The sequence below is a fragment of the Allolucifera butyrica genome (assembly GCF_900476375.1).
Taxonomy (GTDB): Bacteria; Bacillota; Negativicutes; order Sporomusales; family UPPP01; genus Lucifera; species Lucifera butyrica.
Genome location: NZ_UPPP01000073.1, coordinates 60,326 through 75,140, shown reverse-complemented (window position 1 = coordinate 75,140; position 14,815 = coordinate 60,326). Strand labels below are relative to the sequence as shown.

The 14,815-nt window shown below is 43.3% G+C and carries 14 protein-coding genes and 1 tRNA gene; 6 read left to right on the top strand and 9 right to left on the bottom strand.

The annotated features are described in order from the left end of the window. On the top strand, positions 1-322 hold a 322-nt coding region (locus LUCIF_RS26530; RefSeq protein WP_207857621.1), incomplete at its 5' end, for a hypothetical protein. A 32-nt stretch (positions 323-354) separates the two neighbouring features. Continuing rightward, positions 355-921, top strand: a complete 567-nt coding sequence (locus tag LUCIF_RS13045) for a CBO0543 family protein (RefSeq protein ID WP_122628338.1) — start codon at positions 355-357, stop codon at positions 919-921. A gap of 11 nt (positions 922-932) precedes the next feature. Here LUCIF_RS13045 and LUCIF_RS13040 read toward each other — a convergent pair whose 3' ends face one another. Both LUCIF_RS13040 and LUCIF_RS13035 read right to left on the bottom strand, forming a co-directional pair. After that, positions 933-2,330 carry an FMN-binding glutamate synthase family protein gene (locus LUCIF_RS13040; protein ID WP_122628337.1) on the bottom strand — a complete coding sequence of 466 codons (1,398 nt, stop codon included), beginning with the start codon at positions 2,328-2,330 and terminating at the stop codon, positions 933-935. Between the two features lie 266 nt (positions 2,331-2,596). Continuing rightward, positions 2,597-3,268 carry a hypothetical protein gene (locus LUCIF_RS13035; protein ID WP_122628336.1) on the bottom strand — a complete coding sequence of 224 codons (672 nt, stop codon included), beginning with the start codon at positions 3,266-3,268 and terminating at the stop codon, positions 2,597-2,599. A gap of 209 nt (positions 3,269-3,477) precedes the next feature. On the opposite strand from LUCIF_RS13035, the gene LUCIF_RS13030 reads away from it, so the two are divergent. Genes LUCIF_RS13030 through LUCIF_RS13020 form a run of 3 tightly spaced genes read left to right on the top strand, consistent with a single transcriptional unit; the run spans position 3,478 to position 7,408 of the window. Further along, positions 3,478-5,124, top strand: a complete 1,647-nt coding sequence (locus tag LUCIF_RS13030) for a spore germination protein (protein ID WP_122628343.1) — start codon at positions 3,478-3,480, stop codon at positions 5,122-5,124. Positions 5,125-5,127: 3 nt separating this feature from the next. Beyond that, positions 5,128-6,288, top strand: coding sequence for a Ger(x)C family spore germination protein (locus tag LUCIF_RS13025; protein ID WP_122628335.1), 1,161 nt, complete (start codon positions 5,128-5,130; stop codon positions 6,286-6,288). Between the two features lie 10 nt (positions 6,289-6,298). Next, entirely contained in the window at positions 6,299-7,408 is a 1,110-nt protein-coding gene (locus LUCIF_RS13020; protein WP_207857619.1) for a GerAB/ArcD/ProY family transporter, read from the top strand. A gap of 89 nt (positions 7,409-7,497) precedes the next feature. Here the strand turns inward: LUCIF_RS13020 and LUCIF_RS13015 are convergent, their stop codons facing one another. From LUCIF_RS13015 to LUCIF_RS13000, 4 genes are all read right to left on the bottom strand, one after another. Continuing rightward, the gene (locus LUCIF_RS13015; RefSeq protein WP_165865995.1) at positions 7,498-8,160 is read right to left on the bottom strand and encodes a GGDEF domain-containing protein; all 663 of its coding nucleotides are present in this window, start codon (positions 8,158-8,160) and stop codon (positions 7,498-7,500) included. Between the two features lie 423 nt (positions 8,161-8,583). Beyond that, positions 8,584-8,850, bottom strand: a complete 267-nt coding sequence (locus LUCIF_RS26525; protein WP_207857617.1) for a hypothetical protein — start codon at positions 8,848-8,850, stop codon at positions 8,584-8,586. Between the two features lie 352 nt (positions 8,851-9,202). Further along, positions 9,203-9,278, bottom strand: a tRNA-Thr gene (locus LUCIF_RS13005). A 63-nt stretch (positions 9,279-9,341) separates the two neighbouring features. Further along, positions 9,342-10,811, bottom strand: coding sequence for an RNB domain-containing ribonuclease (locus LUCIF_RS13000; RefSeq protein ID WP_122628333.1), 1,470 nt, complete (start codon positions 10,809-10,811; stop codon positions 9,342-9,344). 247 nt (positions 10,812-11,058) lie between these two features. Between LUCIF_RS13000 and LUCIF_RS12995 the strand changes: the two genes are divergently transcribed. Continuing rightward, entirely contained in the window at positions 11,059-11,619 is a 561-nt protein-coding gene (locus LUCIF_RS12995; protein ID WP_122628332.1) for a hypothetical protein, read from the top strand. A gap of 5 nt (positions 11,620-11,624) precedes the next feature. On the opposite strand, the gene LUCIF_RS12990 is transcribed toward LUCIF_RS12995, so the two are convergent. The 3 genes from LUCIF_RS12990 to LUCIF_RS12980 form a co-directional block, all read right to left on the bottom strand. Further along, positions 11,625-12,797, bottom strand: a complete 1,173-nt coding sequence (locus tag LUCIF_RS12990; RefSeq protein ID WP_122628331.1) for an MFS transporter — start codon at positions 12,795-12,797, stop codon at positions 11,625-11,627. Between the two features lie 253 nt (positions 12,798-13,050). Next, positions 13,051-14,175: a DUF362 domain-containing protein gene (locus LUCIF_RS12985; protein WP_122628330.1), complete on the bottom strand. Its 1,125-nt coding sequence runs from the start codon at positions 14,173-14,175 to the stop codon at positions 13,051-13,053. Positions 14,176-14,319: 144 nt separating this feature from the next. Continuing rightward, positions 14,320-14,745, bottom strand: a complete 426-nt coding sequence (locus tag LUCIF_RS12980) for a MerR family transcriptional regulator (RefSeq protein ID WP_122628329.1) — start codon at positions 14,743-14,745, stop codon at positions 14,320-14,322. Between the last annotated feature and the right edge of the window lie 70 nt (positions 14,746-14,815).

Genomic DNA, 14,815 nt, shown 5'->3' with positions numbered 1-14,815 from the left:
ACTGACTTTATGGGATTATCCTAATGATATTTCTCCGATATTTCCGGTGTTAACCGCCATAAACCTATCTATCCTTCCTATGGTCTACTCGCTTATTTATCAGCATTTCAGCACTTGGAAGCGTTTTACAGGCGCCACTATAATCATTTCCTGCCTGTTATCCTTTGGTTTTGAGCCTGTCTTGACTTGGGCCGGCTATTTTCAATTGCTTAGATGGAAATATTATTATACCTTACCCGTATATATTGCCGTATCCCTTTTAATCCGCTGGGTAACTCTCAAAATTTTTGCTATTGCCGAACAGGCTCAGAACAAAATTTAACGATTCCCGTTCCTATGCTAAGGAGGTAACAAATGTTTTTCGCAACTTCAGGCATATCTGCGGATATTCCCATTCAAAAATTAATCACGTCTATCCGAATCGACGAATGGCTCCAGGAGGATCTATTTCATTTCCGATGGTGGATTCTAATAGGCATTTTTACCTTTTCGGCATTCATTTGGTGCAAAAATGTCGATAAGACGCGGCTGCCCGAAATTACCTTATGTGCGGGATTCACGACGATCGCAACCTTAATTCTCGATGAATTTGGCGAGGAATTAACCATGTGGGATTACCCTACGGATGTACTTCCCTTGTTCCCGCCTCTTACAGCCATTGATTTAGCATCTTTGCCTATAATTTATTCACTTATCTATCAGCGTTTTAAAACATGGAAAAGTTTTCTCTGGGCTTCCATAGTAATGTCTGCTATATTTTCCTTTGTTTTCGAACCGCTCTTAGCCTGGGGCGGTATCTACCAGCTATTAAAATGGAAATACTATTACGGATTCCCAATCTATGTAATATTGGCATTATTTATCAAATGGCTGGTTACTAAAATCTATGCAATTGCCAAAGAGGCCGGGAACGCGAGATGATTCAACCTCAGTTATGATAATGAACGGTTATCAAGCACATACTTCACGTCTGTAACTTCGGCCGTGACCGAATCCAAGGCTACAAGGTCTTCCGGTCCAAGTTCTTTTAAGGAAGCTTTGCCCAGAGCACGCATTGCTTCTTGCATCTCCAAAACCATGGACTTCAGCGTATTTGCCACATTCGTGGCAGCTTGTTCAACATTAAGCCGGATTTTGGCCGGCGAATCATAGAACACCAATGTGGTAATCGGTTCCCATGGCATCGCTTTGTCCGTCTGTTTATGCGCCAAAGCAAAAAGCGGCACCGTAGCGAGATAAATAGCATCAGCCCCCAGAGCCAGCGCCTTTAAACACTGCCCGGGTGTAAAAAATCCCCCCGTCACGATTAAACTAATGTTTTGGTTACCCAAAAAACGTTTCGCCCGGATCAGAGCATATAACGAGGGTATTCCAAAGTCGTCCTGCTTAATCGGCGTTGATGCATGTGCTCCGCCCTGAGCACCGTCTATAACAATGGCATCAAAACCTAGGTCTACGGCTGCCGCCAAGTCTTCTTCGATATTATCGGTGGCCATGAGTTTCAAGCCGATTGGCTTGCCTTTAGCCCTTTGGCGCAAATTTTTCATGAAGTCCGGCCAGTCTTCAATTTGCCGAATTCCCGGCGGAGCCGGCAAGGCTATCCCCGGTTGCCCGGCAGCCAATCCGCCAAGAATCCGTGCCCTGCCCGCAATTTCATTTTCCTCTATACGTGATGTCCCCAGGTCTGCGCCTTGACCCATTTGAACTTCCAGCATGTCGGCAGCATCAATCTGGCCGTCCGTTCTTTCGCCCCAGGACCAGCGGCTGATCTGCAGAACGTGTCTGTAAGCTTCTTGTTGTTCCTCCGGCAGAACAGGACCCTCCCCGGAACAGATTGCAGTCTGAAGCCGATTTGACGCTTTCGCCAGGGCCATTTTGGCATTCTCGCTTAATCCCGTTCCATACGCCATTGCACTTATCATAAACGGGATAGTGATGGATAATGGTTTCTCAGCGTTCGAACCAATCGTTACACTCATATCCACAGGAGTGCTTTCATAAAGAGACAATTTAGTCATTTGCCGGGGAATAAACATTAGGTTTTCAAAACCGCGAAAATGCTTGGGCGACCCTAATGGACGCGCTATTACCTTTCCTTCTTCCGCGCGTAAATTCAACTCTATCAGGTTCAAAACGGAAAAGTGTTTCAGGATCGGAAGCATTTCAACGATATTCCGGGTGTATTGGTTGGTCAAAATTTTTCGCAGCACGTCATTGGTCACTTTCTTGATGATATACCGGAAGAACGGCTTTACCAGCAAGACAGCCGCTAACACTAAAAGGGATAGAAATAAAATTAGCCCCACCGGGTTATCCATAATGAGCTGCATTCTTTTGGCCCCCCTAACGGTATTTGAATATTAGTATGTGACGTTACAATCGGTATTAACCCGGTAATCGCTATTTCCGGAACATTTCGTTATAAGAAAGACCCAAAGGGTCTTTAAATGGAAGGAAAGTATTTTACTTTTCGGCATTCTAAGCAAAACATGCATTTTGGGGATATAGCCCGAAAAGTTATACTTTCTGATCCCACAGGAAAAGTAAAAATCCCGGCAGCCGAAAGCTACCGGGATTCTCTTTGGTTTTTCCTTTCTCAATTCGCAATGGGATGTTCTACTCTGTCGTGAAACAGTCTATGGGGAAAAGCCGCTCTGATATTTTTCATATCTTGTTTAAAGGTGCTGTCGTCAACTCCTAAATTCTGTGCAACATCATGCCATGTATTATTAATTTGGCGCATTGACAGGATACTGCTCATTGATTTACTGGTGTTTTTAGCTAATTGGTTGGCTACGGCGATGTCACGCGAACGATATCCCTGTTGCATAAGGGCAAGGCTGTCCTGTTTAGGAATGCTTAAATTCTTTTCCAGACGATTGGCGGCGATATCCTGATGAGCTGCTCTTATTTGCTCTTTAGTCACTCCCAGCGTTTGAGCTGTCTCTTTCCATGTATTAGCCAAGTTTTTTGCTTCCAATACTTCTTGCAGCGATTTACCGCTCGCCTTAGCCAGGAAAGAAGCCCTATATAGTTCAGGAATACGAACGCCTTGTTTTTCATATTTCAGGACGTCATTCTTATTCACGCCAAAAGTGTCAGCCATCTGTTGCGCAACTTTGTCAGGGTCGATTTGGTGATGTTCATGAATGGGTTGATTAAAACCGTTACGTTCTGCGGCTTGGGTAGATAAGGGACTAACCACCCCGGCCAATACAAACATTCCCAGCGCTAAGCCAATCATACTTTTTTTAGTTAACCAATTCATATATGGTAACCTCCTTAGTTAATTTAATCAAATTTTATTCCCCAAATATGTCAAAGCTGTGACAGGAAAATTAAAATAAAATTAAAAAAAGATTAGAAAGATTAAAGCTCCCGTGGATTCCTGTTTGCAATCCTTGGTATGTATTGTATAACCCTTACATAAAAAGCTAATACTATACCAAGGAATATTTGGTAATGGCAGTAGAAAGTATGAGGAAAAGAAATCTTAAAATAAAAAAAATTTCACCTGGCATCTCCGTTATTTCCCGCTCCAAAATCGTTTCTGACCTAAAATCGCTGCAAAGATTACTTAGTGACAGTTCTCAAATCGCTACAGAACTGGAAGCGGTCGTCAATCAGCTCCGGCAATCTGGAGATACTACACTTCCGGTCTCTCATAGACTAAAAGATAACGAAAAGTATATTAAAACCATATTGGATAAATGTTCCGATTTGGTTGTCCGGGAAATTAGAATTGCCAATGATCCTAAATACAGCGCCATAATTGTATATATAGACGGCCTGGTAAAACTGGATCTTATTGAAGAATCCGTCATTAAAAAGCTAACCGGCAAACCGGCAGAAGGTACATATCATTCCGAAAGTCAAGATTATGCGCAATATTTGCTGGGGATCAGACCCGAAGACATGTATAAAGATATGAACAAGGTCATGGACATAGTTTTAAATGGCAACCTTGTTTTATTTATCGATGGGGTAAATACGGCGCTGGCAATTGATTTTAAAAATCCCCCCGCCAGAAGTGTGGAAGAACCTCCGACTGAAGTTACTTTGCGTGGGCCCAGAGAGGGATTCACAGAATCAATAAAAACAAATATAAGTCTTATCAGAAAAAAAATTAAGAATACAAATCTAAAGATGGAGTCGTATGTATTTGGCAAACGGACCAAAACAAATATTGTCGTTTGCTATCTCGCTGACATTGCCAGTAACAGGATAGTAAATGAGGTAAAAGAAAGATTAGCCAAAATTGATATAGATTCCGTGCTGGATTCCAATTACATCGGAGAATATATTGAAGACAGTCCTCTCTTTTTCTTTCCAACCATATTCCGTACAGAAAAACCGGATGTGGTAGCCGGTAAATTGTTAGAAGGCCGTATTGCCATTATCGTTGACGGTTCTCCGGCAGTTTTAACCGTGCCCTGTCTCTTTATTGAATTTCTTGAAATCAGCGAAGATTACTACTTAAAAATTATTCCGGCTACGATAAACCGCTGGCTCCGGTTTGTTTCATTTTTTGTAACTATTATTCTTCCGGGCCTTTATGTGTCGCTCTTGACGTTTCACCAGGAGCTTATTCCTAATGCTTTTGTCCCTACTATTATTAAAGCTCGCGCCGGAGTGCCTTTTCCTGCAATGTGGGCGTGTCTGGGAATGTTAGTTGTCTATGAGGTATTGAGAGAAGCCGGCGTTAGAATGCCAAGAATGATTGGACCGGCTATCAGTATCGTTGGTGCCTTGGTGTTAGGTCAGGCGGCTGTTGAAGCAGGACTTGTAAGCACACCGACAGTAATTATAGTAGGTTTTTCAGCCATCGCTTCCTTGACTATCTCTTCCCCGGAATTGAATACGTCACTGGTATTCCCCCGTTTTATATTTTTATTTTTAGGCGGAACCTTGGGTTTGGTAGGCCTTACCAGCGGTATGTTGATATTTATTATGTCAATGATCTCCCAACGTTCATTTGGCGTGCCATACATGGGGCCACTGGCGCCCTTGATTATAAATGATCTGCGGGATGTAGCGGTAAGGGCGCCGATAAAAAACATGTTCAAGCGGCCCAAGCTTATTACCTGGAAACACTCGATACGCAGAAATAGTCACAAGGGGTAGTGTATGAAAAAATTGACAGTATTTTTCATAGTAATCCTAATTATGTCTTTTACCGCAGGCTGTTTTGGAGCTAACAATGAAATCGAAAAACTAGGCATAGTGGTAGCTATGGGTATTGACATCACGCCTGATAGTAAATATTCAGTATCACTGCAAATATTAAAAGCGCAGAAAAAACCATCGTCAGGAGGAATGGGCCGTCGAAAAGGCGGTAAGCAGGAAATCCCCACAGATGTAGATTTCTTCACTGTTTCCGGCGATACCATCTACGATGCTCTGGGTCATCTGTCTACGGAACTTGGTAAAAAGCTTCATTTAGCTCATATTGATTTTGTAGTTATAAGTGAAAAAGCGGCCAAATCAGGTGTAGCAAGTATTATTGATGCCGGATTAAGATCGCATCAACTCCGGGATAATACCCCGATCCTTGTTACAAAGGATAAGGCTGCCAAAATTATATATGCAACAACACCCGAAGATCCCAATCCCGCTAGTGCGATTAAAAACATCTTAGATCTGCAATCCCGTTATGGCTATTCACCGATCGTTTCTTATCTGGATTTTTCCAATTCCTTATCCAGCAAGACGGTGTCACCGGTAGCAGGAGTGATTAACCTTGATGCGGATGGGGTGCTAAAAGTGGCAGGTACTGCGGTATTTAACAAGGATAAACTGATTGGCTATATGGATGAAAAAGAAACCCGGGGAATGCAGTGGTTAAAAGGCAGGGTTAAAGATGCCAGTATCGTCATTCGATCCCCGGATAAAGGCAAAATTACGCTGAGAGTTACCAATGCGAGCAGTAAGATCAAGCCAATCCTATCTAATCATAAACCAGTAATGCAGGTAACTATTAAGACAGAAGGATATATCAGAGACATGGAAGGAAGTCTTGACCCGATGAAAGAACCGGACATTATCAAAAAATTGGACGAAATAGAGAGTGAAGCCATAAAACAGGAAATTGATCAAGCTTTATATACTGCCCAAAAGAAATTCAAGGCAGATATATTTGAGTTCGGTGAAATCATTCACAGAGAATATCCTGAAGAGTGGAAAAGCATGGAGCCAAATTGGAACGAGATTTTTCCTGATCTTGCTATCGAGATAACGGTGGATTCTCATATACGAAGACCTGGTATGATATCTAAACCGCTATATTAAGAGGGGTTATATGTTGAAAACCAGAATTTCAGCTTATCAGTTATTTGCGATGATGTTGTTATTTTCATATGGCACCGCTTCCCTCTTTTTTCTAACCCCGGATGCCAAACAGAATGCCTGGCTGACAGTGCTTTTATTTATGCCGACAGGCCTTATATTGCAGCTTTTAGCTACGGCACTATTCTATCAATATCCCAACGATACCTTAATCACCTTTCTGCCTAAGATTTTTGGCAGATTTATTGGCTATCCATTATGCGCTATATATATTCTCTATTTTTCCTATAGCGCGGCAAGGGTGCTGCGGGATTTTTCAGAGCTTATCCTTATGGCGGCAACGCCGGAAATGCCGCTGCTACTTGTTGCAACTGTTTTTATGACCGCATTTGCCTATGGAGCTTTTGCAGGTCTGGAAAACCTTGCACGGGCAGCTCAATTCGCGCTGCCCGTGGTAATATTGGTTATTTTCTTAGATCGCATATCGCTATTAGCGACACCAAATTTAGTAAAATTTTATAATTTAAAACCGTTCCTCGAAAATGGCCTGTTGCCTGTCATAAAAGCTGGTTGGATGCTCCCTACTTTTCCTTATGGTGAGGCTGTTACATTTTCCATGATATACTGTTCTGTCAATGAACCGTCCAAAGTACGAAAAACGGCAATGTTTGCTATTTTCTGTCTAGGAATACTCCTTGTTATAAATACAATTGCGATTATTACTGTGTTAGGAGTAAATTTTGCATCAACAACCCAGTCTCCTCTGTATGAAGCCGTACGCCTTATAAAGCTTGGCAGTTTTTTTGATCGATTAGACATATTTATTATCGTATTCTTGGCCATAGTCGGTTCCATGAAGGTATCTATCTTTACATATATGGCGATGCTGGGTACAGCCCAGCTTATGAAATGGAATGATCCTAAATATCTGGCAATCCCCTTTGGCATAAGCATCTTAATCATGTCAATTCTGATCGCCCCTAACTATGCAGAACACATTCGGATAGGACTTAAATGGACGCCGATATATATTCATTTTCCATTATTAATAATAGTACCGGCACTCGCATTGATCGTACATTATGTGAAAAAAACATGGAAAGAGCGTACAGCAACCTGTTAAACCATATGTTGTTTTGGTTTTGGATTATTCGTTGTTCTTCACTTCTGGAACGTTTTTATGATTGGGAGGGCGCTTGGATTAAGGTGAAATCAGAGAGCGTGGTTTTTAAGACTGTACATTGCGATATCGGCCAATGTAATTAGGTCGTCCAAATTTTTTGCGTCATCAGGATAAACGGCAACCCCCGCTGAAACAGAAATCTCTATTTGTAGCCTTTTTGATAATTCCTGTAATTCATTTTTCAATCGGGTAAGAATTACTCCCATATCTTTCTTATCGGCATAAGGAGCAATAATTAAAAATTCATCGCCACCCCATCGGACAGCAATATCACTTTTTCTTATACCGGCTGAAAGAATAGTTGAAAGACCTTTTAATACTAAATCTCCTTTTTTATGCCCAAAATGGTCGTTAATGGCTTTAAAATTATCACAATCAAGAATAGTTATGCTTAGTTTGGCATTTCGCCGATCCATTTGCGCCAAAAACATTGGAAAAACATTATCAATAAATCTGCGATTATATAACCCCGTTAAGGCATCCCTTTCTGCGTAATATTTCTCTTTGTCATATTGCTTACCGAGGAACCAGACGATAAATAGGCAAACAATCCCCACCAGAGGAGGCGCGGTAAGAGGATAATTTAAACTATAATAAGCCCATATTCTTATTATGAAAACTAATCCCACAATCAATAGTAAGCCTGTTATTCGTCCTCTATATCCCATGCAATCCCCCTGCTTTATTGCCATTCGCATGCAGACTGTTTCTTACAATTTCATATTTATATAAGAGTCCCATCGAAGAAAAGCACACCCGGAAATGGAATAATTCTTATTCATAAATATTATCATATTTCTAATCATATGAACATTATTATACGTCATCGGGTGGATACTTATAATCATTAATATCTACCGCACTCCGTACCGGGACGCGGCCGCTTTAAACCAACCACATATGAAAAGACAAATGACCAATTACTTCTAATAATGGAACAACCTAGACTATCGTAGTAGTGCTAGTAGTAGCCATCGTTGAAGTAGTAGTCGCAGTAGTGGCTGTCGTAGTAGTAGTTGTTGTTGCGTTGGGACTGACAATAGGAGAAAGATAGGCAAAAAAGTTGGTTGCTATCTCTTGAATATCTCGCGGTAATCCCAAATTTGTAAAATTATTTATGCCGCAGCCTGCAAAACCTGTAAAAGACTCGGATCAATTACAATAACAGGTGTCGCAGGGGTAGCAACAGTAACAGTAGGGCCCGGCGCAATAGATGCATTGGGAGTTAGTGGGGTGCCAGGCTCTAAAGGCGCAGTTGGGGTGATTGGTGCCGTCGTATTAGCAACAACGACATTTGAGGCATTAGTCGGGTTCATCAAAAAAGCTAAATTATTATAAACAAAAATCTCCAATTCATCATGAAAATCAGGAGTCACTGGCATTTAGGTCACCTCCCGCAGTAAGAAATTATACTTACAGGATATGCACTGATCTAACATTTTGGTTTTATATTTTGAATACATTCAAGAATACTGAAGAACTTAGCTCATCGCTGTCATTCATTCACATCCGTTTACCTAAAATGTTTATATATATTTTAGGTTTCTTCTGTCTTATCGTGACAACCTAAAGAAAAACCCGGCCTTTTAGCCGGGTTAACAGATTGAACACCTGTTGAACTATTTTTTTCCGCACCCGCATAGCGGGGTTCTGTGTGGAGCGCAAAATTCACCCACTCCGCTGGCTGACGCCAATAATAAAAGCCTTCCGATTACTCGGAAGGCTTGATTTTACTGGAGCCGGTAATGGGACTCGAACCCGCGACCTGCTCATTACGAATGAGCTGCTCTACCAGCTGAGCTATACCGGCGAAACACATTAGTTATTATATCTCATTCCCGTCTTTATGTCAAGAATATGATGACCTACGCTTTTATTTTATCTGCTTAAAATCAATATATCCCAGTTCCACATTCGTATCTACTAACTGCACCCGGGTTCTATGACCAACATCTAGCCCTTTAAAGTTATCCACCAGTCTACCCTCAACAGGCGGATTCAGCAAGCGAACCCATGTTCCTTTATGAGATGCCCCCGTGACAATTGCGTCAAACGTCTCGCCAACCCTCGATTCCAGCAAAATTGCGGCAGCGGCTTTACCAACCTGCCGTTCCACTTTCTGCGCCGCATTCTCGGCCTCGGTACAGTGCTTGGCAAGTGCTATCAGTTCCGCTTTTTCATACGGCACAGAGTCTCCGGACAACGCCGCTTTCAATAATCGATGGGTGATTAAGTCCGGATACCTGCGGTTTGGTGCAGTAGAATGAGCATAATCCTTTACGGCAAGGCCAAAGTGCCCTTCCGGACTGTCTCCCGGAAACTCAACAGCATATTCGCCCATACCCAATAACTTGATAACACTGAGGCAAAGGTCGGGAAAACGCAAGGGATCTGCGGCTTTCGCCGCTACCAGAAATTGATCCAGCGCCTTTGAATCGGGATCCTCGGGCAGTACAAAGTTATGCTGCAAAGCAATTTCGACGATCCGGTTCCATCGTTTCGGTGTACGGACGACGCGGCGCAGGGACGGGAATTTTTTCGCTGTGAGGTAGCGTGCGGTTACCCCGTTAGCCGCAATCATAAAATCTTCAACTATATCTTTGGCACTATTCCGTTTCTCTGTTTTTAAATCTTTTATCTCATCTTTGTCAAATACAGGTCGGGCTTCAATTGTTTCAAAATCAAGCGCACCGTGCATATGCCGGAGAGCCCTCATTTTTTGAGCCACCTGGTTTTGTAGCCGGAGATTTTCGGCCAGCCCCTTGACTATACTGATTGCTTGCGGCATTGGCCCGGTTCCATCCAACCAGGCCGCAACGCTGTCATAAGCCAGTTTGGCCCGGTTCCGGACCACCGCCCTGTAAATATCCGCATTCTGTAAAGACCCGTCCGCGGCGACGATTATTTCAATAACGATGGCCAAGCGGTCGGATTCATAATTAAGCGAGGTAATATCATAGGAAAGTTTCTCCGGCAGCATGGAGAATATCTCCGCGGCGGTATAGACCGAAGTCGTGTTATGCCTGGCATGTTCATCGATTGCCGTGAACTTCTTCACAAACTCGTCGACATCGGCAATGGCAATGAAGATCCTGGCGCATCCTCCCGGCATCCCGGCGGCGACGGTTAGTTGATCCAGATCGTTCGAATCATCATTATCTATGGAACACCATAAAAGATCTCTGAGGTCCCGTACCTTTTCAAAGCCGGAAACATTTTCCCGGATGTCATTAAGCTGGGCAATTGCCGCCGCCGAAAAATCCGGAAGAAGTCCTCTTTCCAGCATGGCTTGCCGTGCAATTCGCTGTAAGCGCAACCGGTGTTGTCCGTCATTTGTACTCATAAGTCACCTTCCTATGAATAATCTTTTCCAGACTCAGGAATCTATTTAATTCCGTAGAAGAACCTGTATAAACTCCTATTTTAAATTATATATAAGTTCTACCGGGAGACCACAACGTCCTTCAAGCATACTTTCCGATTTTAGGCATTTACTAATACCTTTGCTCTCTGCTTTATCGATTTTCCGGATAGTAAACCCATAAAATTGGCAAAATAGCCGTTGATAGAGTAGGTAAGGAGGAACTCCGATGAAAAAAGATGTTTTTCTCCGGGCAGTATCCGCCGGCATGCTGTCCGCTGTAGTATATGCCCTTGTCGAACTGGTTGCAATTAAAACAGGCTTGCAGCATACCTCCGTCTGGGAAGCGGCAGCGGGAATGTTCTTGCCGGCCAGTCAAGTATCCACCCAATTAGGTACTTTAATCGGTTTAACCGGTCATTTTATAATCGGAGGATTATGGGGCATCAGCTTTTATATTTTCCTGCTATATGCCGGAGTAAGCCGAAGTATCCTCAAAGGAATGTTAGTGGGGTTTTATCTTTGGCTCTTAAGTACGATAATGATGCGTTGGGGAGTAACAAGCTATGTGTATTTTGACTCGAATGAACAACTCGGAGCCTTGATTGCTACATTGATTTTCGGCTTGTCCCTGGGATTTCTTGTCCCGCGAATGGCTATGCAGAACATTTCTGAGTCCAATTCCATTTTCCGGGGTATCCTTGCCAATATTCTCGCGCAGCCGGCCTATAAGACAAAGCTTACAAAGTCCGAAACAGAGCAGGATTTTAAGCCGCCCGATCAGAACTGACCGTTTCATTCCGCCAGCACAGCTTTTTGCCGCCATAAGCAATAGTAAATTGCCGTAGTAAAAGCAACAATTGTCGCGGCCAGCAGATACATGGCGCGATAACCGGTATGAGAAGCCACCACGCTAAGAAAAAATGACCCCAATCCTACACTGATATCCAGAGCCCAGAAATAGGTAGCCGTAGCGACTCCGGCCCGGTGCCCGGGCGAGACTTGGATCGCCAGCGTTTGAAATACAGGGGTAAGAGCCCCAAAACCGCTTCCAATAATAGCCCCTGCCGTTAGAAAACCCGGAAGTCCTTGCACCTGACTCAGGCCAATTAAACCCAGAATGAACAGGATAAACCCCGGATAAACAATCGTATTTGCACCACATTGGTCAAATAGCTTGCCTACGACCGGCCGGGTAGCCACAATCACTAAAGCAAACACCGCAAAAAACAGGCTCGTGTATTCCGGCAGACCAAGCTGTTTGGCGTAGATGGGAATGAATACCAGCACCCCCGTATAGGCAAAAAACAACAAACCGCCGATCAGAGCTACCGGCAGAGCTTTGGGTTCTATAAAGCAATTCCAGTTCAATGAGCGATCCGTCTTCTTCGGCTCAAGAGCAACGTCGGATAACCGAATTTTACTGCCGCACCAAAAAGACAATATGGCCAGGACTACGCATCCGGTAAATAATATATTAAATCGATAATGGGAAATGACCGTTAAGCCAAAAAAAGGACCGATTACCATCGCCAAGTTGGAAAACACGGCAAAATAACCGATTCCCTCTCCTTTGCGTTGCCTTGGCAAAACTAAAGCCGCCAGCGTTGCTGTGGTTGTGCTGCCTGTCGCAAAGACCGCCCCGTGGAGTAAGCGAATTACTAATAAAAAATACAGGCCCTTTGCATCTAAATACATTAGGCTGACCAGCAAAAAAGCGCCTAACGAAATAAACAGCATTTTCCTTTTATCGAATTCATCAATCCATTTACCGGCCAGCGGACGGCACAGCACGGCACCAATCTGAAAAAAGGTCATTGCCAGTCCCGCCTGCCAGTCGTTTCCTTTTAACGTATCAATAACAAAGACCGGGAGAGCTGCGATTAAAGCATAATGAGTCATATACTGAAAAAAGCTGCTTAAGCTCATCCCCAAAAATTCTTGCGTCCATAATGGTTGTTTTGCCATGAAAAATCTCCAGTCTCATATAAGAAAGACCCAAAGGGTCTTTAAACAGGAAGAAAGTATTTTACTTTTCGGCATTTCACAAAAACAGCTTATATAAGAATATCCCGAAAAGTTATACTTTCTGTTACTAAGAAAAAGTCCAGAATCCCTTCTGGACTTTCCAGTTTATGCTTTTTAACATTATATCTCATTCCTACAGCAAATTCAAGGCTTAAGAAGAGCTGATTCAGCGGGAGGAAGTGGCAAAAAATCCTTAGATTTCAATGAGTTCATACCGCTTTGTGCCAATGCCGATTTTTTCCGCGTGGTCCATACAAGACTGCCAATTGGTTTCCGGATGGGTAGCGCAGAAATGGTCCTGGACACCACCCTTGCCACTCTGTTTTTGCAGTTGTTCTTCCAGGTAACTGCCGGCAATGACCGGCGCCCGGTTCGCCATTTCGGCACAGGCCATATCGAGTGCTACCGGGTCAAAGGAGGCAAACATACCGATATCAGGAATAATGGGGACGTCATTTTCGGCATGGCAATCGCAGAATGGCGCCACGTCAATCACTAAGCTTATATGAAAATGGGGTCTGTCATGTAACACGGCCGCGGCATATTCGGCCATTTTTTTATTGAGGATATCGCTGGACTCATCCCAAGCCGGGACAATCGCATTAAAGTGACAGGTGCCTATGCATCTGCCGCAGCCAACACATTTACTATGGTCTATTCTTGCCTTTTTGTCTACAACCGTGATTGCACTGTGAGCACAGATTTTGGCGCAGGCGCCGCAGCCTACACAAACCTTACTGTTTACAACCGGCTTGCCGTCACTGTGCATTTCCATCTTACCGGCCCGGGAACCGCAGCCCATACCAATATTTTTCAAGGCCCCGCCGAAGCCGGCCAGTTCATGACCCTTAAAATGGTTCAAGCTGATAACAATATCTGCATCCATGATAGCCTGCCCAATTTTAGCTTCTTTCACGTATTCGCCGTTGGGCACGGGAACGTAGGCCTCATCAGTCCCTTTCAATCCGTCGCCGATCAATATCTGGCAGCCGGTGGTAAGCGGATTGTACCCATTCTCATAGGCGGCATCTAAATGCTCCAGCGCATTTTTGCGTCTGCCTACATACAATGTGTTGCAATCGGTAAGAAAAACCTGGCCGCCCTTTTCTTTAATGATATCAATAATAACCTTGGCGTAATTCGGTCGCAGAAAAGCAAGATTTCCCGGCTCACCAAAATGTATTTTAATTGCCGTAAACTTATTTTCAAAATCAATTTGTTCCATCCCGGCTTTCTTAACCAGTTTCGCCAGTTTCTGCAGTAAATTCATATTGGGTGACACCCGCAGATTTGTGAAAAAAACCTTTGACTTTTCCATAAGATCCTCCTCATTTTTATTTAATTTCTCAACTCACAAAGTAAGTATATTTTATCCCTTCGAGTACGCTCAAAGTCAATAGGCTTCGTCTCTAATACAGAAAAAAAAAGCAAAGACAATAATGTCTCCGCTTTTTTCCGGACATCAACGATTTTTGGCTATGTTCCGCTGCTTTATTCCCTTGACTTTAGGGTTGCAGCAGTCGACCTGACCAATTACAAAATTATCATAATAACTTAACTTCTTGTTGATTCTAACTAGATATCCATTCATTTGTTCAATTTTCTGTTCTACTTCCTTTTTATGCTGCAGCAATATCAGCCGGCGAACCTCGACTGTTTTGTCTCCCTCCAGGCAAAGTTCAACATAACGTTTAATTTCACTGACAGACATTCCCGTATCCCGCAAACAGCGAATCAGCGAAACCCATTCCACATCATTGTCATTAAAGATCCGGTTGCCGTTTTTATCCCGCTCAATAAACGGCAGCAAACCTTCCTTCTCATAATACCGCAGCGTGTACGCCGTTAAATCCAGGGTTTCCGCCACCTGCTTTATTGTATATCCCATGAACAAACCCTCCTGACTATATGAATATAGACGAAAAATATCGTTTGCTTTCCGCGCTACAGCTTTGACC

Coding starts and splice junctions, on each gene's coding strand:
- LUCIF_RS13000 (WP_122628333.1), bottom strand. CDS start 10,811: ATGAGTACAAATGACGGACAACACCGGTTGCGCTTACAGCGAATTGCA.
- LUCIF_RS13015 (WP_165865995.1), bottom strand. CDS start 8,160: ATGGCAATAAAGCAGGGGGATTGCATGGGATATAGAGGACGAATAACA.
- LUCIF_RS13035 (WP_122628336.1), bottom strand. CDS start 3,268: ATGAATTGGTTAACTAAAAAAAGTATGATTGGCTTAGCGCTGGGAATG.
- LUCIF_RS13030 (WP_122628343.1), top strand. CDS start 3,478: ATGAGGAAAAGAAATCTTAAAATAAAAAAAATTTCACCTGGCATCTCC.
- LUCIF_RS12985 (WP_122628330.1), bottom strand. CDS start 14,175: ATGGAAAAGTCAAAGGTTTTTTTCACAAATCTGCGGGTGTCACCCAAT.
- LUCIF_RS13045 (WP_122628338.1), top strand. CDS start 355: ATGTTTTTCGCAACTTCAGGCATATCTGCGGATATTCCCATTCAAAAA.
- LUCIF_RS12995 (WP_122628332.1), top strand. CDS start 11,059: ATGAAAAAAGATGTTTTTCTCCGGGCAGTATCCGCCGGCATGCTGTCC.
- LUCIF_RS12990 (WP_122628331.1), bottom strand. CDS start 12,797: ATGGCAAAACAACCATTATGGACGCAAGAATTTTTGGGGATGAGCTTA.
- LUCIF_RS13025 (WP_122628335.1), top strand. CDS start 5,128: ATGAAAAAATTGACAGTATTTTTCATAGTAATCCTAATTATGTCTTTT.
- LUCIF_RS13020 (WP_207857619.1), top strand. CDS start 6,299: ATGTTGAAAACCAGAATTTCAGCTTATCAGTTATTTGCGATGATGTTG.
- LUCIF_RS26525 (WP_207857617.1), bottom strand. CDS start 8,850: ATGCCAGTGACTCCTGATTTTCATGATGAATTGGAGATTTTTGTTTAT.
- LUCIF_RS12980 (WP_122628329.1), bottom strand. CDS start 14,745: ATGGGATATACAATAAAGCAGGTGGCGGAAACCCTGGATTTAACGGCG.
- LUCIF_RS13040 (WP_122628337.1), bottom strand. CDS start 2,330: ATGCAGCTCATTATGGATAACCCGGTGGGGCTAATTTTATTTCTATCC.